The sequence below is a fragment of the Bacillus sp. RC240 genome, assembly GCF_044907945.1.
Lineage (GTDB): Bacteria > Bacillota > Bacilli > Bacillales > Bacillaceae_G > Bacillus_A > Bacillus_A mycoides.
Genome location: NZ_JBIYCT010000001.1, coordinates 873,489 through 894,875, shown reverse-complemented (window position 1 = coordinate 894,875; position 21,387 = coordinate 873,489). Strand labels below are relative to the sequence as shown.

The following is a 21,387-nucleotide window of genomic DNA, read 5'->3' as shown; positions in this document are numbered from 1 at the left end:
ATTTAAATGCTTAACAATCGAATTGTTTTGCACCTTCATGCTTCTCGAATACTTACTTTAATACATCTAACATATCATGTACGGAAAATATCTCAAATTAAAAAACTTACTACATGATTTTTTTCAAGAGTAAGCTTTGTTATCTCATTATCTCGTTATAGGCAAATGTAATATGAATTGTTGTCCAATTGGTCCCATTCTTCTAAACCCTTTATCTTGAAATCCAACTTTCTCATATAACTTTTGTGCCGGAATGTTTTTTTCATTTACAGCGAGAATCACTTCATTTTTTATTGGATAATAATATTTTACAAAGTCTTGTAATAACGCCAATGATTTTTTAGCATATCCTTTCTTTTGTTTATTGTGATTAACGGAAAAAGAGGTTAAAAGTATGGCATCCTTATTTTCTGTAAACTCCTGTACCCTATCACCTGTTTGTAATATAAATACACCGACAGGTACTCCGTTATAGTCTAAAATAACAACTACATTTTTCGTTCGATCATTTTTCGCTTTCTCCAGTAATTCACCTGGATTCGCTGTAAATTGAACTTGTTCACTTGGTAAAGTAAATGATTGTATTATCTCTTTATATTGCTCCTTATACGGCACTAATTGTATTTCGCTTGTATGTATGTTCATGCTTAACTCTCCCATTCCTTCAAGTTATTAACTTAAACCTTGCTGTGTTTTAGAATGCACTTTTCCATCCAAAAATGTTATTTTAGCAAATGATTTTGGATCGTTTCCTTTCCAAGCAAAAATTTGCTTAATTCGTGTAGAATGTTCTTCCCCTTCTTCTATGAGTAAATCCCCTTCAAAACCGATTAAATCTTTCACTTCTAAATAAGTCATTCCTTCATTAATATTTGAGAAATGATTTATATTAATGGTCTCTTGCTTTTTATTTTCCGTTATAGTAGAAGACATAGCTGTTTTCTTCTTCACTTCTTTCTTCTGGTCACACGCTGTCATACTAAAACCTATGCATAAACTACCTAATATGAGTGCGCTTTTTTTAATCATAACGGCTGTCCCTCCCCTCATTATTAAACCATATATTCCCTTGAAAATAAACTGAATATTTAATCTTACAGAAAAACCCCGTACAATTTAGTACGGGGTTTTCACTATTTTTTCAAATGGTTATTTGACTGATCTTCTTGTTCTTTTCGTAGTTCTTGTTCTTCATCTTTTGGTAATTGTTTATCATTATCTTTAATCGGATTCGTTTCTCTATTTTCAATCATATCATTTGGAACTTGCGGCATTACTCGGCCAACAATTGCTGCTAATTCATCAAGTATGCCTTCACCAGTTTTACCTTTTTTAATTTGCTTGCCTATTTGTTTTAGTCTTTCATACGTATCAACATCTGCTACAACGACTGCATTTGCACCGTTCGGGTCATTCTTTAAACTTTCTGCAACAGAATACTTAATTGACTCAACGCGAGTTCGATCAAGTTTCGCTTTCACATCAATACCTACAACAGCATACTTCCCAACTACTACTGCTGTCGCATCGTTTACACCAGGTATACTTGCAGCTAAAGATGCCAGATGATCAGCTGCTTTTTCATTTGGCTTATTTGATTTATTTGTATACGTAACATTTTTCATCGACACATTTTTTTGTTCTGGCTTTTCATTAGGATTGTCTTTTTTTCCAATGCTACATCCAGTAATAACGAAACAAAGCATTAACATATATATAATGATTTTCATTATTTTCACCACTTTATCATTGATGTTTAATCATAAATTTTCTCAACAGCTTGCATCTTCTTCACTTTTTCTTCTGCACCGCTATTTGCGTTAATGAAAATTTGGTACGTATCTTTCCCTAAAGTACCAATATATTCATAACAAAGTACTTCATTATGCAAGTCATTTACTACTACAGCTTTACGTTCTTCCATAACTTTTACATCGGGGTTAATTTTCTTTCTCGCCTCAGCAGCGGTTAGCTTCGCACTCGGAATCGTTCGTTTTTGATGTGATGCTAAATATTCCTTTGCGGAAAAACCAACAATCGACCCATCATCTAAAGCAATTTTCATTTGGATTGCTTCTGGATAAATACGCACTCCATTTTCATTTACAACGTACGTAAACACACCGATATTATCATATTGAGAACTATCAAACAGCTCCATATTTGTAAACTTGTGATCCTTTAAAAACGTCAATCCTTTACTTCCTGCATCATTTAAACTGATTTTTTGCTCTTTAATTTCTCGGTTGTTCATTACCCAAATTGGATATCCACCTTTTCCGGTAATATCCATATAATACTCATTGTTCGTTGCTGGATCTTGAATTTTCACACTGTAGAATGATTCTTTTGCACCTTTTCCACTTTTCTCAACTTCTACTTTTTCATTCCCTTTTAAGTTTAAAAATGATTTCGCGATTTTTTCCGCTTCCTCTTTCGAAATCGCCTTTCCTTTTGCCTCAAATCCGCCTTTTTTATTCTTTTGTGCACTTGTAAAAGTCGGTCCAAAGTTTGTGGACGAGTATGATGTTACATTCTTTTCTACCGTCTTTAATCCATCGATAATTGTGTTATCTGCTGGATCTTGGTTTGACGCAAGAGCCATTTCTACATCCATCCAGCGAAGATTATTTTTCAATACAAGATGCTGCACTTTTCTCAGTTCATCTTGTATATTTGCTGCATTTGAATATAAACCTTGTAACGTTTTATATTCTTGATCATTTAACGGATCTTTTTCTAAATCACGAACCGCTGCACGATAACTAAAATCACCGATATTCGCAAGGAACTCTTCCGTTTTATTAAATGGCATTAATGTTAAAGGTAATTGTCCTACATCAGAACGAGCCTCTGATGTTAAACGCCATACATCTACTAAAGCTGGCGATAATGAGGAACGTGAATTCATCGCCAGTGTTGTTCCAATTTTATCGTGTAATAAATCAACTTCATATGCTAAATCATGAAACGCACGCTGATAACTATTTTCCGCTCGAATTAATACTGCATTTTTCTCTTGATGCTCTTTATAGCCCCAATACCCTGTTCCGACTACACCTACTGTTAACAATACGATGATAATACCTCGTAACATGTTTCCACCTCCGCTCTATTTACAGAAAATATGCTTACCAATTTTTTTAATTTGTGGACGAGTCCAAATCCATTTACTTGTCGCAGTATCCGGGTTGAAATAATATAATGCATTCCCAGTTGGGTCCCATCCATTGATCGCATCTAATACGGCTTTTTTCGCATTTTCATTTGGCGTTAAATATATTTGTCCATCTGCTACTGCTGTAAATGCTCTCGGCTCAAAGATTACTCCTGAAACAGTATTTGGAAATGATGCACTTGTGACACGGTTTAAAATAACCGCAGCTACTGCAACTTGTCCTAAATACGGCTCACCACGGGATTCTCCGTATACAGCGTTTGCCATTAACTGAATGTCATTTTGAGAATAACCGTTTGGAACATTTGTCCCTGTACTTTTTGGCGGCTTATTTTCCTGTGTACCTCCACCACTGTTCCCTTTATTAGTTGTAGTATCTTTATTAGCGGTCGACTTATCATACTTCGTTGCCTTTACAAGCATTTGCTTCGTTTTAGCACCCGCTAAACCATCAACTGGCAATCCGAATTTTTGCTGAAAGTTTCGAAGCGCCCAATATGTACCCCATCCGAAAACACCATCAACTTTCCCAGTATAAAATCCGTTATATTTCAAACGAGTTTGCAGTTCAATGACATCTTCTCCAGATGCCCCTCTTTGAATCACTTGATTAGAAAAGGCTTCCACATTTTTGGTTTGTATACTACTTACCATTAAAGATAGCCCGATAAAGACAAGCAAGATCGCTATCTTAAAAACAGCTTTTTGACGCATGTATTTCCCTCCTTAATTACGGAAATGATTTCATGGTTATGTTTTGTAAAACCCTCGCTTTTATGTAAAGAAGACAAAAAAATCCAAACTTATATGCTTGAAGAAATATGTAAATAATATAAAAAAAGACAAAAGGAGCTTATTATGAGGCAGTTCTTCGCACGCACAGCATTTATATTTTTTTTAATAACAACATGTTCAAATATACATACCGACCCATCTATTGTTCACGCACAGCCGCCATACGCAAAATGGGGTAAACTAGCCGTTGAAAAAACGAAAGAACAATATCCGAAAGCAGAGATTATTGATTACCTTCATATAGGTAGAAAACCAAAAACAATTCAAATAACAGTTGAAAAATTCAAGTTGTGGCTGCGTGAGGATGGAAAAGAATATGGTGTTTTTGTTGATGTAGAATTCGATACGAAAACAGAGAAATTTTTAAAGATGTCCTTTCACAAAACAAATCGGTAGAACAAATAAACCCCTCTGTTTTACTTAAAACAGAGGGGTTTATTCATACATATTTAATAATGAAAGTTATTGTTTTAAACTTAAAGATCGATTCCCTAACATTTTCACCAATCCACAAATACCTCCAATAACAACTGCTATCCCTATACTATATAAAAACACTCTACCATATCCCCCTATTCTCGGATCTAAAAACGGATATGGGTACCAATTAACGAATGGACCTCGTATTAAGCTATAGACAACATATAAAAGCGGGAAAACAAGCCAACTCGCAGCCTGTTTCCATGTAATGGTCTTCGTAGGTGGATTTATAACCCAGTCTAAAATCATCGCTAATGGCATGATGTAATGAAGCACAGTATTTACCCACGGTATTGGTGTTTGAAGTGACTCTTCTAATCCCCTTAATAACAAAAAATAAATAAGCCCTGTAGTCAGTATGTATACTGTAGCTGCACCTCGAAGAACTCCAAACTGCTCCGAACGTCCAAATAGGGTTGTCCCTAAACTACTTAATAGAAGAATTACCGCCACTAAAATGTTGCTTTCAATTGTGAAGTAACTAAAAAAATTAACTGGATTGAACGGTTTCACTTGTGCTCTTGTAACAAATTGAGTAATAAGTGCACTAAACGCTAAAAGACTTAAAAACAATCTTAATATCGCTATCATTTTTGCACTTCTCATAAAACACCTCCTGTCTCTTCTTATTTATGATTGGAATTCTCTTTTATATGCTCTATAAATAACTTTAATGGTACGAGGCCACGTTTGGGCATGTGACTACTAATAACAGCTACGAGCTCTAACTGCGGAATGATAATAATGTATTGCCCTCCATATCCCATAGCAAAATACATACAATACGGTATGTGAAATCTTTCGTTATTTAACACCCACCAGTGATATCCATATGCCCCGACATGTTCATACGTTTCAAATAGAGCTGTACTTGATTGCTCTAACCATTTCGATGATATAATTTCATTTCCCTTCGAATATCCATTCTGCAAACATAATTTTCCTAACTTTAATAAATCTATAGATTTCATTTTCATACCGAATCCCCCGACATATACACCTTGCGGGTCTTGTTGCCACTCATACTCCGTAATGTTTAACGGCTCAAATAAATACTTTTTCGCAAACTGCTCCGTCGACATTCCAGTTGATTCTTGAATGATGTAACTAAGTAAATGGGAAGAACCTGAGTTATAATTCATTTTCGTACCCATTTCTTCAATGAGCGGCTTTTCTAAAATGTATTGCACCCAATTGTCTGATTCCACAAAATCATTCGGGAAAACAACCCCATTTCCGAACTCTTTCCAATCTTCTCCTGTTGTCATCGTTAATAAATGATACAGCGTTAATTCCCTCTTATTCTCCGGTACATTTGGAATCCATGTTGTGATTGGTGTATGTATATTATTTATAAATCCTTTATCAATTGCGATACCAATTAATATAGATACGATACTTTTTGTAATCGAATTAATTTTAAATAAGTCATTTGCACAGTCTATCGTTTTATAGTACTCAGTCGTTAATTCCCCCTTTTGATAAACAAGAAATGTATTAACCTTTTTCTTTTCAAATTTATTTTGTATTTGCTCGAAATTCAAGAAATCTTCCTCCATCTAAACGGTTATGTAATATTTGTAGTTCATCTCGTTCTCTCTATTAAATCATATTTGTTATTAAAACAAAAAAATAAACTTGCCAGCATTTAATAGCTGACAAGTTTATTTTTATAATTTCGTTCGAACGTTCCAAAGCTCTGGGAAGAAGCATTGATCAAGCACTCGCTTTAAATAAGATACGCCAGAAGAGCCACCTGTTCCCATTTTATGACCAATAATTCGTTCTACCGTTTTCATATGACGGAAACGCCATTGTTGTAGCCAGTCTTCAATATCGATTAATTTCTCTGCAAGCTGATATAAATCCCAATATTTCTGCACGTCCGCATATACTTCTATCCAAGCCGCTTCTACAGTTGCATCCTCTTCGTAAGGCTGCGTAACATCACGATTTAACACATCTTTATGAATTGGAAATCCTTCTTTAACAAGGGCTTGTATCGCCACATCATACAAACTTGGTGCATGAAGTGCTTTATGAAGACGAGCATGTAATTCTGGGTCCTTTTCATAAATTTTTAATGCATGTGGTGTTTTATAACCAAGTGCATATTCAATCATTCGATATTGATACGATTGAAAACCTGAAGCCTGACCAAGTGAATCGCGGAACTCAATATATTCTGATGGCGTTAATGTCGCAAGAATATCCCAAGATTGAATAATTTGCGACTGAATTTTTGATACACGTGCTAACATTTTAAAGGCTGGTGGTAATTTATCTTGTTTAATAGATTCAATCGCTGCATTCAATTCATGTAAAATTAGTTTCATCCAAAGCTCACTCGCTTGATGGATGACGATAAATAACATTTCATCATGATGATCTGATAATCTTTGTTGACTAGATAATAAGCTATCTAGCTGTAAATACTCTCCGTACGTCATATTCTCCTTAAAATCCGTATGAATCCCTTTTTCCATAATTACCTTTTCATTTTCTTTCATATTAGCCAAACGCCCCTTTGTGTTCATTTCTACTTATATTGGTCTAATAACAGCTCGAACTGGACTCCCATCCGCATCTGTTAATGCAAGTGGTAATGCAATAAGTTCGTAATCGCCGTCTACTACGTGATCTAGTACGACATTTTCTAAAATATGAATTCCATGTTTAAATAATTGATGATGCGCTGCTAGTTCTTTATCATCTAAAGGATCAACAGATGGTACGTCCACCCCGATTAAACGAATTCCCTTTTCAGAAAGAAAGGCTGCAATATCTGCGCGTAAATGCGGGATTACATCTGGGAATTCATTTGCTTTACCATGTGAAGATGTACGTAATAACAATCGTTCTACACCTTCTAAATGAAAGTTTTCTAATTCCTTTTTCCCGATGCTTTCAAGATTAGAAACGTCAATGATTCGCGCTGGGCCAACATAAATTTGAACATCTAAATCTATTACTTTCTTCCCCTTATTATCAAAATGAAAAGGTGCATCAATATGAGTACCTGTATGAATACTCATCGTTAACTTTCCAACATTTACTGAACCACTGTCTTCTTTTGACCATGAAACTTCATACGAGAACGGTGTATCCCCTGGCCACGTCGCGATATCATTATTTAGCGGTTGTGAAATATCAATCCACTGCGATGTTTTCATGCTTATGCCACAACCTCTCGCTTATTTTCAAAGTTCTTATATTCTTCCTCTTTCATAATTTTCTTTAAAATTTGTACAGAGTTCCATACTTCCTCATACGTATTGTATAAAGCAACTGGCGCAAGTCTAACTCCATTTGGAGCTCTAAAGTCCGGAATAACCCCTTTTGCTTTTAACGCTTTACATATACGCGCCGCCTCAGCATGTTCTAAATAAATATGCCCGCCTCGTTTTTCATCCTCTAGCGGATTTCCGATTGTAAATCCCATATCCTTTAACTCTAATTGAATTAAATCGAGCATATATCTTGTTATATGTAATGATTTTTCACGTACTCTCTCAATGCCAGCTTCTTTAAAAATTTCAAGAGAACCAATTAATGGTGCCGTACTCAATACGTGAGGTGTTCCTATTTGGTACGCCCCAGCATGATCAGCTGCAGTTAATGAATGTTCCATATCAAACTGCTTATCTTTTCTAGAACTAAACCACCCAGACAATCCTGGAATTCTATTAAAGTGCTTTTTATTTACATAAAGGCCCCCAACACCACCAGGTCCTGCATTTAAATATTTATAATTACACCATATAGCGAAATCAACATCCCACTCTTTGAAATGATGTGGAATAGATCCAATTGAATGACATAAATCAAATCCAATATGAATACCACGTTTATGGGCTTCAGTTGTTAATCGCTTCATATCAAGAATCTGTCCGCTTCTATATAGTACAGAAGGCAATAAAATTAAAGCGATATCATCAGTCATCGCATGAATGATATCTTCCTCATTTAATGTTCTACCATCTCTGCTCTTTACTCTCATTAGGTGCTCATCTGGATCTAATCCTTTTAAACGAATTTGACTTTGGAGCGCATATATATCTGACGGGAACGTTAATTCATCCGCAAGAATCTTTGTCCGAATCCCTTTTGGTTCATAAAAAGTTGCGATTACTTGATGAATATTCGTTGTCGTGGAGCCGGTTACAATCGTCTCTTCTGACAAAGCTCCAATAAGAGGTGCAGTCAATTCCCCTAGCTTTTCTGATAGGAAGAACCAAGGATGTTCTCCTTCAGTCCATCCATCAATTCCATACTCTTTCCATGAATCTAGCAATGTAAGTAACGATTTCTCTGCTCTTTTTGAAAGCAACCCTAAAGAGTTACCATCTAAATATATTGTTCCTTCTTTTTTATAAAATTCAGATTGAAAATCTTTCAGTTCATCATGTTTATCACATTCAAGCGCATACTCATAAGTTGGTTGAAATGGTTCTTTATACATGGTGTCACCTTCTTTTAATTTTCTTTTTATTCTAACTAATTGAAATATATCACTTGAATTGATATAACGTCAATGATATTATGTCAGTTGACTTTATATACGAACTTCTTTTACAATACAATTATATTTTCAGATATTTCAGTATAAAGAGGTGATTCCTTGAAAAATTCTACTCTTTCAACAAGAAAATACCGCTCCTTAGAAACAAAAAAGAAACTATTACAATCCGGTTATACTATTTTTATAAAAAACGGATTTCAGAAAACTACAATCACGCAAATTATTAAACATGCAGAAACTGGTTATGGAACAGCATATGTATATTTTAAAAACAAAGATGCTCTCCTCATCGTTTTGATGGAAGATGTTATGAATCGCTTTTATGATATTGCTGATCGCTCTTTTTTACCTCAAACAAAGGCCGAAGCACGAGATATGATTCAGAATCAAGTGCGCGCTTTTTTACAGTTAGCACAAGAAGAAAGAGCTATATTACAAGTTGTTGAAGAAGCAATAAGAACCTCAAAAGAAATACGTCAAAAATGGGATGAGATTCGCGAACGCTTTGTAACACGGATTATACAAGACATTACTCATTCCCAGGAAAATGAATTAGTACGAACTAAGTTAAATAAAGAGATTGTCGCATGCGGCTGGTTCTCTATGAATGAAACGTTTCTTTGGACAATCGTGCAAAATGATAAAGAACTAGAATTAGAAGAAATTGTACATACTTTAACGGTAATGTATACGACGGGGTTATATAAATAGCACATTATAACCTCAAAAAACCGTTACTCAATATGCTTAGTAACGGTTTATTTAAAATATTTTATTAACGATACAATAATACAAAAAAGTGATGTAAGTAATAGCAGAATCCCCATATTCTTATTCTCTTTTTCATCCTTCTTAACGTTGTGTATCCCCATACCGGCAAGCATAAAACCTAAAAGTAATTGTAAAATGAGCATACTTTGCTTCGAATCATCATTCCAACTGTAAATAGAATAGCCCATTATAATAAAAGCGAGTATGAATGTGATAATTCTAATCATAAAAACACCCCCTGTTTGATTCTATTGTTTTAACCTACTCACCATCCCAACAATAAACTTATACTCAGCTCTACTTTTTCTTACTTTCTTAAAGCCCTCTTTCGTATCAAAAATAAAACACGTTTTCCGAAACCAAATCCGTACATATAAAGACTCAAAATAAATTGGTTTAATAATTCCTCGTTCCTCGAATTCAGTTCCATCTTTATTTTCGGTTTCCGTTCGAATGAACCACCTATTCCCGATTCCAATTTCAATATACTTCACATGCTAACCCCCTTCAGGAAATCTTCTTTCTAATTATTCTATTATTTCCCTGGCAAGCGCACATTCCGACAGAACGTGAGCCCATAAAGAAAAAGTAGATTACAAAAATCTACTTTTATAGCCTAAATTTTTGCATTCGTTTATAAAACGTACTGCGCGGCACAGCTAATAGTTTTGCAGCTAATGAAACATTTCCGTTCGTCTTTTCTAGCGCTTCAATCATGCTATCACGCTGTATTTTTTCACGGAAATTTAATGTATGCTCCGTTTTATTTTCTGCTTGCAATTCAAGTTGATGTTGATTTCCCATCATTGTTTGTAATAAAAAAGAGATTTGTTTTTCGCATATTTCCCGTCCTTGCGACAAAATGTATATGCGTTCTAATACATTTAATAATTCTCGAATATTTCCGGGCCATGTATGCTGTGAAAATTGATTACAAATACTCTTTGGAAATACAACATTCCAATCCTTTCGTTCACAAAAATGTTGTATGAAGTACGGAATATCCTCTTTTCTTTCTATTAACGACGGAACATATAACGGATAAACATGTAAACGATAATATAAATCTTGACGGAATTTCCCTTCTTCTACTAATCTTAGTAAATCTTTATGTGTCGCAGTAATAATACGAATATTTACTGGTACCTCTTTTGAACTACCAATTGGGGTTACTGTTCGTTCTTGCAAAACACGCAATAATGCCACTTGCATCTCTGGCGGCACTTCACCAATTTCATCTAAAAATATTGTTCCTCCGTCTGCTTGTTCGAATTTCCCTTTATATCCTTGGCGCCGCGCACCTGTAAACGCACCTTCAGCATAACCGAATAATTCACTTTCCATTAATTCTTTCGGTAATGAACCGCAGTTAACAGCTATAAAAGGACCATTTTTTCTTGGACTATTTTCATGAATCGCTCTCGCTACATATTCTTTCCCTACACCTGTTTCACCACATACATATACACTAGCGTCAGTTGGTGAAACAAGCTTAATTTCTTCTAAAGTATGTTGAAATACGCTGCTTGTCCCAATAACTCCAGGGAAAGTAATTCCGTTTATAAACGGGTAAGTAGAAAATAAATTTTCTTGTTTATTTTCCTTTAAGTAAATACATTTCCCGATCATTCTATCATTACTATATACCGGTACCTCTAATTTAGGTTTCAATCCATTGTGCATTAAATCTTCAAGTTTCATTCGTGACCAATTACATACTCGTTCACGAACCCTCTTGCTCGCAGAAACGATAACATCACGATGGTTACAAATAACAACTTGTTCATCACTGTCAATTACATCTAAAAAACGATGGATTAAATGCAGTTCATTTTGATGTACTCGAATACTACATTCACGTTCAATCGCATGCGCGATCGAAGTTACCATTCCGAGCATATATGGATGTGAAAACTCAATTGGACAAGAGAAATCTAGAACACCAATTAATTTCCCGTCATCATTATGAATCGGAGAGGCCGCACAGCTCCAGCTATGAGATGCGACAGAATAATGCTCTGTACCACTTATCATAATAGCCTCTTCAATCTGTAACGCTGTTCCTATCGCATTTGTACCAACAGCTGCTTCCGTCCATTTCACACCTTCAATAAAATTAATATGTTTCGCTCGTTTCAACGTTTGCTGATTTCCACTTAATGATAGAACATAACCATCTGGATCAATTAATAATGCCATCATTTGCAGTTCATCAATGGTTTTTCTCATATTTTGTATTTGAGGTATTGCTATATCAAGGAAGATTTCACTCTTTTTCTTTTGATCCTGAAAAATATCAGAAGACAAAATTTTCTGACCTTTATTCATATGAGGATTCACATTTGCTTGTTTACATCGATGCCATGACTCTGAAATTCTTTCGTTTATACGGTTCGAATCAAGGACTCCTTCATCCATAAACTTTTTCCATGTATGTAAGTAAAACGGTGAAGCTAACATTGTATCATCTCCCCTATTAATTGTTTTGGAGATTTATAAAACATACTTTTATTATAAAACTGAATAAAAGCGTTTTCAATACAACTAGAAAGATGACACAAATATGTTAATAATTTGAATATCTTAATGAACTTCTTTATTCTTTTTTAGTAGAACTATATTTTGTATAATGGACGCAAAGAAAATACATAACCAAAACCACTTTTGTGGATTGCCGTTTATAAAGAAAACTATCACCGCTATTGCAAATAAAATGGTGGATGCTAAACTAAAATATAATTTTGTTTTAATTCCCATTATTCCTCACCCCTCTATCACTTTACAGTACATACTAACTCTTCATTTTTTAACTCTAATATGTACTCCTGTAAAACATATTCTTTCCCGCCATGTTTTTCATACCAATCATGTATTCTTTTAACATGTATCTTGTCGCTTCTAATTTTTGATTCAATTTCTTTATACTGTTCATAACTATCATATTCCCATATTGCAAATACTTCAGTCGTACCATCATTATTATCTTTCATCCAGCGTCCTATTAAACGAGAACCATATTTTATTTGATTAGGTAAATTAGTATCATTGAAATGATCATTAAATATTTCTATGAATTCATTTTTTACTACATAGTATTTCCTTCTGTAAAACATACTTCTTCAACTCTTTTATGAAAAGTATCAGTAAACCTTCCCATTACTACCGTATTATAATACTTACCATCCGACAGTTTTTTATCATTTTTTAGAATACCTTCTACCTCCAAACCTAATTTTTTATAAAGTTGGATGGCTTTTTCATTTGTCTCTAACACTTGCAATGATATCTTTTTCACTTCATTTTCATCAGCCCACTGAATAGATTGTTGCAATAGACTCTTACCCATTCCATATCCCCAAAACTCTCTTAAAATACAAACACCAAACTCTACTTTATGGGATAATCTCTTCAAATTTGATCCTTCACATCTCGAAAATCCTACGATTCGGTTGTGCACTTCTGCAACTAAAAAAAGATTCTTCATCTCTTCACTATCTGTTTTTACTATTTTTTGGAACCCTATCTTATCAATAAACCCCTCTCCAGCTTCTCTATCCATATTTTCAGTTTCGCCATCGATCTGAACTCTAATTTCTGATAACTGCTCAGCATCCGTTTGAACTGCAGAACGAACTATATAAGTTAATCCATTTATATGAAACTCTTGTCCTTTTATAATCATTTCAAACTCCTTTTAAATGAGGTCTATTGACGCTATTACAATTTCTTTACCTTGTTTCTCAAATTGTTGAATCGTTTCTTTACTAGCCCCTTCATCTGTTATTATAAGGTCAATTTCTAACAGTGACTCTCCTTTTATAAAACAGTCTATTCCAAGTTTATTATGAGGAGCTAAACAAATATTTCTTCTAGCAATTTTACTTACTGTTTTTCCAAAATAAGCAACTTCCGGTGTCGCAGTACTTATACCATTCAATGAAATACCGCCACCTGTAGAGAAATAAAGATCAATAGAGAATCTACTTATCAATTCAGAGGCCAGTGTATCTGTCATATTTCCTGATGGTTTCACTTTTCCACCAATTAAGTACGTATCAATGTTCTTATATTCTCGTAACTTACTAGCAATTTCTAAAGCATTCGTAATAACTATAAATGATGTTTCAGGTAAATACTTTAACATGGCATAATGAATGGAAGCCCCGCCAATAAAAACGGAATCTCCTTCTTGTATGTAGGATACAGCAACTTTCGCAATCGCATCTTCATCTATTGAACCATCACGATAACGTTTCGATGGTTCGGCAACTAAGTTTCTCACTCGCGTAAGTTCAACTGCACCTCCGTGCGTTCTTTTTAATAAACCATCCTTCTCCATAATAGACAAATCTCTTCTTATAGAATCAATAGACATATCAAAACTTTCCGCAAGATCCTTTGCGATTACTCTTCCATCTTTCTTAAGTAACTCTAAAATTTTCTCTCTACGCTCTTCAGTAAACATGTTCCCACCACCGTTATTGAAGATTCAGAAATTTAATCCTTCTCATTCAATTATATGCATGTTTTTTCTGTTTTACAATATTTTCAATTCTTATTTCTTCAGCTTTATACAGTTTTTCTCTCTATTTTTATCCCATTAACTTGAAAACGAAATAAATGTATATTTGCATATTCCACAAACATACTTCCATTTATCTTCCTATTGATGTAAAATTATTCCTATTTTTTACTTTTTAATACAGAAAGGGATTACTATGAAATCTATAATTAAAGTAACTTGTACAGCATTATTATTTACAGGAATAATGGCAGGATGTAGTGGAAATACTGCACCAAAACAAGAAAAGAGCGCTTTTGAAAAGAATGCAATGCACTATGGGGAAATATTTAAAAACGAATACTATAGAGCAACTGTTGAAAATGCTAAATTCGATAAAATAGACAAAGAGTGGCGTCTCACAGCTCGCGTTACTATAAATAATGCTCGTGCTGACGGACAAACGATAGATCTTTCAGAAATAAAATATTTCATAAAAGATGAAAAAACGGGTGAAAAATACGAAGGTGAATTTATACAAAATGAAAATGCTAAAAAGGTTCCATCTGAGTTTTCTTTAACTACCGACATTGTATTTAATATGAAAACTTCTCCAAAAGATTTAAATAATATGTATTTATACATAGATAGCAAAGCTGCGCCGTTAACAGATACATATTGGAAACTTGATAATTTAGCATCTAAATAAAAAACAGTCATATAAGACTGTTTTTTTGTTTGTAAAGTTATAAAGTTTACTAGTTACCTTTCTCAAACAATATATCTTTTGCACAAATCGTCACTTCTTCAAATGGGCAATCAAATAAAACACCCAATTCGAAACCTTCATTAGTAAGATCTATTTCATGATATAACCACCAAGCACCTTCAAAATTTTCCGGAATAGAACATTTCGTTACGCCTGTAAAAGTTACTTCCAGTTTGTCAAATTCACTGAAAGTACCACTGCAATCTAAAGTTATAATTAGCGTATCTTTTGATCTTCTCTCTACTGATTTGACTACACTGTCATGTAGTGAGTATTCATGTAGTTGAACGACATTCTGCGCGAGCTTCTCTTTTATAGCATTATAATTATCTATATAAGCTTGTTCTAAATCATTCATTCTTTTCTCATAATCTTCTGTCCAATCAAGCATAAGTTTCTTTAACTTTTCTGATGGGTATTCTGACTTAATTGTATTATCATGAATGTATGGATGTAGTGACTTAGGTAGAAACTTTAATAAATCTTCTTTCTTTTCTTCCACGTCTTCTCTCAAACTTTTCTTATAATCCATTCCTACCTTTTCGCTCTCTCGCAAAATCTCTTCCCATTCTTCTAATGTTTCTGAGAAAATTAAAAATCCAGATACTTGCATTTCTTTATACCAATCTTTATTGAAATACTGCAATGGCTTTCCTCCTAAAACATTTTAACATCCAACAAAAGCAATATATCTATTTATTATATCATTCCAATAGCTATTTTTTCTAAAGAATAAATGCAAAACTGTAAATATTCCGCCTATTATTTCTAAAACTTCAGAATATTTACAAAAATTCGAAATTAGAATACATTTTACATGTACAAGTTTTACCTGTACAAAAATCTAAACAAAAAGGGATGGTTATATGTTGAAGAAATTAGTAGCAGGGACATTAGTAGCAGGTTTTGCATTAACTGGAGGATTAGGAGTAGTAAGTGCTGCAGAAAAAGATAATACAATTAAATCATTTGATTATTTAAAAGTTGATGAAAAGAATGTTAATTCATTCACAAAATTAAGCGATCAATCAAAAAAAGACATCCAAATTACTATGGTACTACCTAAGCAAAATGAAAATGGAGATTGGTTAGCTTATGGCTTTACTAGCAGAGAAACATTGAATGCTTTTATTGAAAAGGATAAAAAGGCACTTAAAAATCAAATTAACCCTTTAGGTAGTGGTGCTGGTAGTACCGATTTTTATGAGCATCAAAATAAAGGTGGACAGTATATTTATTGGAGCAGTGGCTTTAAAAACCTACCTTCTAGCTGGAACGACAGAATTTCTTCTGTAAGTACAGCTTCACCTTCTGCAAGTTATTCAACAACACTATGGGAACATTCTTCAACTCAAGGATATGGAAAAGGTGTCTCCTTTAGACACTCTGATTGGTATGGTCAAACTGCTAATTTAGCTGCAGATTGGAACGATATAACTTCAGCTATTGAAATTAAATAGTAACAGCGCATTTCAATTAAATAAGTGAAGAAGTTTCAAAATCACTATACTCTCATCGATTAAAAAAACATGAGAGTATAGTGATTTTTCTAGTATCTTTTTATACATATTGCTACTTAAATATTATTTACTAAAAAGACCAGTCATATTAGACTGGTCTTTTTACCTTCAAGCATGTACAGCATGTCCTACTGCCTGCAATAATGCCTCATGAATCGCTTCAGATAAAGTGGGATGCGCTGCAATATAATCTCGCATTATATCAGCTGTAACTTCTGTATGAATCATCACCGTTCCTTGTCCGATTAGTTCGGTTGCACGAGGACCGATAATAGAAATCCCTACAATTTCTTGATATTTAGGTTCCACAATAACTTTTACTTTCCCCGTTTGTTCTCCAATAATAAGCGCTTTTCCGTTCGCTGTAAATGCGAATTCTCCGATGAGGATGTCACCGTATTGCTCTCTTGCTCCTTTTTCTGTTAAACCGACACTAGCAATTTCTGGAGCTGTATAAATACAGCGAGGTACAGCATGATAGTTTACTTTCACATCTTCTCCGCTCGCGTGTAATGCCGCTGTCGTTCCTTCATGGAAGGCAACGTGAGCAAGCTGTATTCCACCAATCACATCACCCGCTGCGTAAATATGTGATCTGTTTGTTTGCATATGTTCATTCACAGAAATTCCTTTATTTGAAAATTGAATGCCTGCTTTTTCTAAAGCTAATTCTTGTACACGTGGTTTTCGACCTACAGAAACGAGAATGAATTCCGGGTTGGCTTCTTGGATACTTCCTTCATATTCAAATGAAGTCTGCTTCTTATAATTATTTAATCCTTTTAAAGCCGCTCCTGTAAATATTTTTACGCCATCATTTTCTAGTTTCTCCCTTAAAATTTGTGCGATATCTTCATCTTCACCAGGTAATAATTGCGATGCCATTTCAACAATCGTAACTTTTGTTCCAAGACGACTATAAATGCTTGCAAACTCGCAACCTATTACACCACCACCAACGATTAATAATGATTTTGGTATATTTTCTAGGGACATTGCATGACTACTATTTAAAATCCACTTCCCATCAAATGGAGCAAAAGGTAATTCAGTTGGTTCTGATCCTGCCGCTATAATAAACTGGTCTCCAACTACTACATCTTCTTTATCACCATGTGTAACTCGTACACGGTGATCCGTTTCAAATTTCGCTTTACCTTGTATAACTTTTATTTTATTTTTCTTCATTAAATATTGTATACCTTGTACGAGTTGCGTAACAATTTGTGATTTTTTCGTCTGTATTTGTTTCCAATCAATTGATATATTCTGCTTATCTACTAATACTCCAAAACGATTCGCATGATTAACAATATCGTATACTTCCGCACTTTCTAACAATGATTTCGTAGGCATACAACCGACATTTAAACAAGTCCCGCCAAGATCAGCTTCATCAATAAGAGTGACATCTTTTCCATTTTGAGCCGCGGTAATTGCCGCTACATAACCAGCAGGTCCGCCCCCAATAACAACTAAATTACTCATTTTCTCACCTTCTCTTTATAAAAGAATTGTTACAGGCTCTTCTAAATAACGTTTAATTGTGCGTAAAAATGCAGCTGCTGGTGCACCGTCTAGTACACGATGATCAAATGTTAAACTTAAAGGTAACATACTTCCTTTTCTTAATTTTTTCCCTTTATATACAGGAACATGTTCAATTGCACCTACACCTAAAATACCAGTTTCAGGTGTATTTAATACTGGCGTAAAATATTCAATACCGAAGCTACCTAAATTACTAATTGTAAATGTTGTCCCTTGCATATCATCACTACTTAAACTGCCTGCTCGTGCCTTTTGTGCCACATTTTTAATCTCTTTAGATAACTCTACTAAAGATAGATTATTAGCAAAGCGAATAGCTGGAACGACTAATCCTTTTTCTAACGCGACCGCCATACCTAAATGAACATGTTCAAATTGATGAATGGCATCATTTATATACGCGCTGTTCATTTCTTTATGCTCTCTAAGCGCTAATACAACAGCACGAGAAACGAAATCAGTAATAGTTAGTTTGTTATCGTATCGTTTTTGTACAACTTCCGCTATTTCTTTATGTAAAGCAACTAAATCTGTAACATTTACTTTCATCGTTAATGTTAATTGCGCACTATTTTGTAGGCTTGCATGCATACGGTTCGCAATTGCTTTTCGCATACCAGTAATAGGAATGACTTTACTTTCTTCTTGTTCAAGTACTTCTGGAATTGCTACTCTTTCTTCAAGCGCCTTTAATACATCTACCTTTGTAATTCTTCCGCCAGGTCCTGTACCAATTAATGATCTAATATCGAGATTTTCAGTTTTTGCAATTTTCTTTGCTACTGGAGATATTTTAACTCTTTGCTTCGTCACATCTATCGCATATGGTTCTGGATGTTGTACCTTTTTAGGTTCTGGATTAGATGCTTTTTCTTCTACAACATGTATGTTTTCATGAGCTTCTACTTTTTCGTTCGGTTTACCGATGTAGCAAATTACAGTACCTGGCGGCACTCCCTCATCTTCACTTACAGCTATATCAAGAACAGTTCCATCAGCTGGTGCTTCTATTTCAGTTTCGATTTTTTCCGAGTTAATACTAGCAATTAGTTCACCTTTTTCTACATTATCACCTGCTTTAATATTCCAGCTCGTAATAATACCTTCTTTCATCGCCATACCTAACTTCGGCATTACAACTTCTACAGCCATGTTTCTCTCTCCCTTCTCATCGTTTCATTACACATGTAATAAAGATTGGTCTCCGATCATTTCTGATACAGTTTCAATTACTTTCTCCGGCGTTGGTAAATATAACTTTTCAAGTGGTGGCGAAAACGGAACTGGTGTATGTGGTGCTGTAATTCGTTTAATAGGTGCATCTAACAAATCGAATCCTTTATCCGCTACAATTGCCGCAATATCTGTTGCGATACTACATCTTGGATTTGCTTCGTCAATAACAATCAGGCGATTCGTTTTTTCAACAGATGCTAAAATCGTATCTTCATCCAGCGGTGATAAAGAACGCGGATCGATTACTTCTACTTCAAGTCCTTTTTTCGCTAATTGCTCAGCAGCAGCGAGCGCTGTATGAACTTGTTTTCCAATTGCAACGATTGTTACATCAGAACCTTCACGTTTAATATCTGCTTTTCCTAAAGGAATTGTATAGTACCCTTCTGGTACTTCGCCTTTCATATTGTAAAGTGTTTTATCTTCAAAGAAGATTACTGGGTCGTCATCTTCAATTGCCGCTAATAATAAGCCTTTTGCGTCATAAGGAGTGGAAGGAACGACAACTTTTATACCTGGAATGCTCGTAAATAACGCATATAAACTTTGTGAATGCTGTGCCGCTGCGCTAAATCCAGCACCGTGCATCGTACGTACTGTAACTGGCACTTTCGCTTTACCACCGAACATATAGCGGAACTTTGCACCTTGGTTTAATACTTGATCAAGACAACTTCCGATAAAATCATTAAACATTAATTCAGCTATCGGACGTAAACCTGTTGCCGCAGCTGCCATCGCCGCTCCCATATAACCCGCTTCTGAAATTGGAGTATCTAAAATACGATTTCGGCCAAATTCTTGTACAAGTCCTTTCGTAACACCGAGTACACCGCCCCATGCTTCATCATCTTGCAAGTGATCCACTTGTGCACCGCCTGCAACATCTTCTCCGATTAAAATTACGTTTTCATCACGACGCATTGATATTTTCATCGCTTCATTGATTGCAGTTGACATACTTACTGTTCTAGTCATTATTTTTCACCCTCCTCTTATTTGTAAGAAACGTATACATCTTTTAATAATTCTTCATCCTCTGGATATGGACTATTTTCACTAAATTCAATCGATCTTTGCACTGCTTCATCTACTGCCTTTTCCATATCCACAAGTTCAGATTCCGTTAATAAAGCTTCATGAATTAAATGCTTACGGAAATTCACAATCGCATCTTTTTCATTTAAATGTTCTTCTTTTTCTTCTGAAGTTTTATATGTTTGCGCTTCACCTTCGAAATGACCGTAATTACGATATGTCATACATTCAATTATTGTTGGGCCACCGCCATTACGCGCACGTTCTACTGCTTCTTCCGCCGCTTTATACACTGCAAGTAAATCTTTTCCATCCACTTGAACACCTGGAATATTGTAAGCTTTCGCTCGATCTGCAATGGAATCACAACTTGACGCATATTCAAATGTTGTTGCTTCACCGTAGCCGTTATTTTCTGCGATAAAAATAACTGGTAACTTCCAAATCGCTGCTAAATTAACCCCTTCGTGAAATGTCCCTTCATTATTTGCTCCGTCGCCGAAGAAGCAAACACTCACATCTTTCGTTCCTTTATATTTAGCTGTTAATGCTGAACCGCAAGCAAGTGGAAAACCTCCGCCTACAATCCCATTTGCACCAAGCATTCCTTTATCTAAATCGGCAATATGCATTGAACCACCTTTACCTTTACATAACCCTGTCGCTTTCCCAAAAAGTTCAGCCATCATGCCATTTAAATCACAACCTTTTGCGATACAATGGCCGTGACCTCTATGCGTACTTGTAATACTGTCACTATCTGTTAAGTGGGCACATACACCAACTGCTACCGCTTCTTCACCAGCGTATAGATGAACGAAACCTGGCAAAACGCCTTGCGCGAACAATTCATGCACCTTGTCTTCAAACTTACGAATCTCTAACATTTTTTCATACATCCAACGAGCTTGTTCTTTCGTAATTTCATTCCCTTTACTTTCAGTTGTTTTTAACATGTTCAGCCCTCCTATTTTCTTGTTCATCTTTTATATTGCAAGTACTGTGCCAAATTCTAATCCCTGATTT

At 34.9% G+C, this 21,387-nt stretch carries 25 protein-coding genes; 4 read left to right on the top strand and 21 right to left on the bottom strand.

Going from position 1 to position 21,387, the window contains the following annotated elements; translation table 11 throughout:
- Positions 1-147: 147 nt before the first annotated feature.
- From ABH955_RS04745 to sleB, 5 genes are all read right to left on the bottom strand, one after another.
- Positions 148-645, bottom strand: a complete 498-nt coding sequence (locus ABH955_RS04745) for a GNAT family N-acetyltransferase (protein WP_242245678.1) — start codon at positions 643-645, stop codon at positions 148-150.
- Between the two features lie 27 nt (positions 646-672).
- Positions 673-1,029 carry a hypothetical protein gene (locus tag ABH955_RS04740; RefSeq protein WP_002085167.1) on the bottom strand — a complete coding sequence of 119 codons (357 nt, stop codon included), beginning with the start codon at positions 1,027-1,029 and terminating at the stop codon, positions 673-675.
- 104 nt (positions 1,030-1,133) lie between these two features.
- The gene (locus ABH955_RS04735) at positions 1,134-1,730 is read right to left on the bottom strand and encodes a YhcN/YlaJ family sporulation lipoprotein (protein WP_002085166.1); all 597 of its coding nucleotides are present in this window, start codon (positions 1,728-1,730) and stop codon (positions 1,134-1,136) included.
- Positions 1,731-1,756: 26 nt separating this feature from the next.
- Complete coding sequence (ypeB, locus tag ABH955_RS04730; protein ID WP_113936331.1) at positions 1,757-3,097, bottom strand: germination protein YpeB; 1,341 nt, start codon at positions 3,095-3,097, stop codon at positions 1,757-1,759.
- A gap of 15 nt (positions 3,098-3,112) precedes the next feature.
- Entirely contained in the window at positions 3,113-3,892 is a 780-nt protein-coding gene (sleB, locus tag ABH955_RS04725; RefSeq protein ID WP_002013086.1) for a spore cortex-lytic enzyme, read from the bottom strand.
- A gap of 144 nt (positions 3,893-4,036) precedes the next feature.
- Between sleB and ABH955_RS04720 the strand changes: the two genes are divergently transcribed.
- Positions 4,037-4,369, top strand: a complete 333-nt coding sequence (locus tag ABH955_RS04720; protein ID WP_404448832.1) for a DUF3889 domain-containing protein — start codon at positions 4,037-4,039, stop codon at positions 4,367-4,369.
- A gap of 66 nt (positions 4,370-4,435) precedes the next feature.
- On the opposite strand, the gene ABH955_RS04715 is transcribed toward ABH955_RS04720, so the two are convergent.
- The 5 genes from ABH955_RS04715 to kynU form a co-directional block, all read right to left on the bottom strand.
- Positions 4,436-5,059 (bottom strand): Pr6Pr family membrane protein, encoded by a 624-nt coding sequence (locus tag ABH955_RS04715; RefSeq protein ID WP_404448830.1) that lies wholly within the window; start codon positions 5,057-5,059, stop codon positions 4,436-4,438.
- A gap of 20 nt (positions 5,060-5,079) precedes the next feature.
- Entirely contained in the window at positions 5,080-5,997 is a 918-nt protein-coding gene (locus ABH955_RS04710) for a serine hydrolase domain-containing protein (protein ID WP_404448828.1), read from the bottom strand.
- A gap of 126 nt (positions 5,998-6,123) precedes the next feature.
- Positions 6,124-6,963, bottom strand: a complete 840-nt coding sequence (gene kynA, locus ABH955_RS04705; protein WP_000661975.1) for a tryptophan 2,3-dioxygenase — start codon at positions 6,961-6,963, stop codon at positions 6,124-6,126.
- Positions 6,964-6,996: 33 nt separating this feature from the next.
- Positions 6,997-7,626 (bottom strand): arylformamidase, encoded by a 630-nt coding sequence (kynB, locus tag ABH955_RS04700; RefSeq protein WP_377865478.1) that lies wholly within the window; start codon positions 7,624-7,626, stop codon positions 6,997-6,999.
- A 2-nt stretch (positions 7,627-7,628) separates the two neighbouring features.
- Positions 7,629-8,915 (bottom strand): kynureninase, encoded by a 1,287-nt coding sequence (kynU, locus tag ABH955_RS04695; RefSeq protein ID WP_404448825.1) that lies wholly within the window; start codon positions 8,913-8,915, stop codon positions 7,629-7,631.
- Between the two features lie 159 nt (positions 8,916-9,074).
- Here kynU and ABH955_RS04690 point away from each other — a divergent pair, with 159 nt between their 5' ends.
- Positions 9,075-9,686, top strand: a complete 612-nt coding sequence (locus ABH955_RS04690) for a TetR/AcrR family transcriptional regulator (RefSeq protein ID WP_404448823.1) — start codon at positions 9,075-9,077, stop codon at positions 9,684-9,686.
- A gap of 47 nt (positions 9,687-9,733) precedes the next feature.
- Here the strand turns inward: ABH955_RS04690 and ABH955_RS04685 are convergent, their stop codons facing one another.
- The 6 genes from ABH955_RS04685 to ABH955_RS04660 form a co-directional block, all read right to left on the bottom strand.
- A complete protein-coding gene (locus ABH955_RS04685; RefSeq protein ID WP_002136675.1) occupies positions 9,734-9,973 on the bottom strand; it encodes a DUF3953 domain-containing protein in 240 nt (79 codons plus the stop codon).
- A 21-nt stretch (positions 9,974-9,994) separates the two neighbouring features.
- Positions 9,995-10,240, bottom strand: coding sequence for a DUF3977 family protein (locus ABH955_RS04680; RefSeq protein ID WP_000873838.1), 246 nt, complete (start codon positions 10,238-10,240; stop codon positions 9,995-9,997).
- A 115-nt stretch (positions 10,241-10,355) separates the two neighbouring features.
- Complete coding sequence (locus tag ABH955_RS04675) at positions 10,356-12,206, bottom strand: sigma-54-dependent Fis family transcriptional regulator (RefSeq protein WP_113936325.1); 1,851 nt, start codon at positions 12,204-12,206, stop codon at positions 10,356-10,358.
- A 314-nt stretch (positions 12,207-12,520) separates the two neighbouring features.
- Positions 12,521-12,859, bottom strand: coding sequence for an NIPSNAP family protein (locus ABH955_RS04670; protein WP_002127705.1), 339 nt, complete (start codon positions 12,857-12,859; stop codon positions 12,521-12,523).
- On the bottom strand, positions 12,832-13,428 hold the full coding sequence (locus ABH955_RS04665; RefSeq protein ID WP_113936324.1) for a GNAT family N-acetyltransferase: 597 nt from the start codon (positions 13,426-13,428) through the stop codon (positions 12,832-12,834). Before ABH955_RS04665 ends, ABH955_RS04670 begins: the two co-directional genes overlap by 28 nt.
- 12 nt (positions 13,429-13,440) lie before the next feature.
- Positions 13,441-14,211: a DeoR/GlpR family DNA-binding transcription regulator gene (locus ABH955_RS04660; RefSeq protein WP_113936323.1), complete on the bottom strand. Its 771-nt coding sequence runs from the start codon at positions 14,209-14,211 to the stop codon at positions 13,441-13,443.
- 253 nt (positions 14,212-14,464) lie between these two features.
- On the opposite strand from ABH955_RS04660, the gene ABH955_RS04655 reads away from it, so the two are divergent.
- Positions 14,465-14,956, top strand: a complete 492-nt coding sequence (locus tag ABH955_RS04655) for a hypothetical protein (RefSeq protein ID WP_060751402.1) — start codon at positions 14,465-14,467, stop codon at positions 14,954-14,956.
- Between the two features lie 49 nt (positions 14,957-15,005).
- Here ABH955_RS04655 and ABH955_RS04650 read toward each other — a convergent pair whose 3' ends face one another.
- Positions 15,006-15,662, bottom strand: a complete 657-nt coding sequence (locus tag ABH955_RS04650; protein WP_404448817.1) for a DUF4085 family protein — start codon at positions 15,660-15,662, stop codon at positions 15,006-15,008.
- A gap of 220 nt (positions 15,663-15,882) precedes the next feature.
- On the opposite strand from ABH955_RS04650, the gene ABH955_RS04645 reads away from it, so the two are divergent.
- Positions 15,883-16,476 carry a hypothetical protein gene (locus ABH955_RS04645; RefSeq protein WP_000914462.1) on the top strand — a complete coding sequence of 198 codons (594 nt, stop codon included), beginning with the start codon at positions 15,883-15,885 and terminating at the stop codon, positions 16,474-16,476.
- Positions 16,477-16,644: 168 nt separating this feature from the next.
- Here the strand turns inward: ABH955_RS04645 and lpdA are convergent, their stop codons facing one another.
- The 4 genes from lpdA to acoA are packed head-to-tail and all read right to left on the bottom strand — an operon-like array spanning position 16,645 to position 21,317.
- On the bottom strand, positions 16,645-18,024 hold the full coding sequence (gene lpdA, locus ABH955_RS04640) for a dihydrolipoyl dehydrogenase (RefSeq protein ID WP_404448815.1): 1,380 nt from the start codon (positions 18,022-18,024) through the stop codon (positions 16,645-16,647).
- 15 nt (positions 18,025-18,039) lie between these two features.
- A complete protein-coding gene (locus tag ABH955_RS04635; protein ID WP_404448813.1) occupies positions 18,040-19,239 on the bottom strand; it encodes a dihydrolipoamide acetyltransferase family protein in 1,200 nt (399 codons plus the stop codon).
- Between the two features lie 27 nt (positions 19,240-19,266).
- Positions 19,267-20,301 carry an acetoin:2,6-dichlorophenolindophenol oxidoreductase subunit beta gene (acoB, locus tag ABH955_RS04630; RefSeq protein ID WP_074608677.1) on the bottom strand — a complete coding sequence of 345 codons (1,035 nt, stop codon included), beginning with the start codon at positions 20,299-20,301 and terminating at the stop codon, positions 19,267-19,269.
- A gap of 17 nt (positions 20,302-20,318) precedes the next feature.
- Entirely contained in the window at positions 20,319-21,317 is a 999-nt protein-coding gene (gene acoA / locus ABH955_RS04625) for an acetoin:2,6-dichlorophenolindophenol oxidoreductase subunit alpha (RefSeq protein WP_000921285.1), read from the bottom strand.
- Positions 21,318-21,387 lie beyond the last annotated feature (70 nt).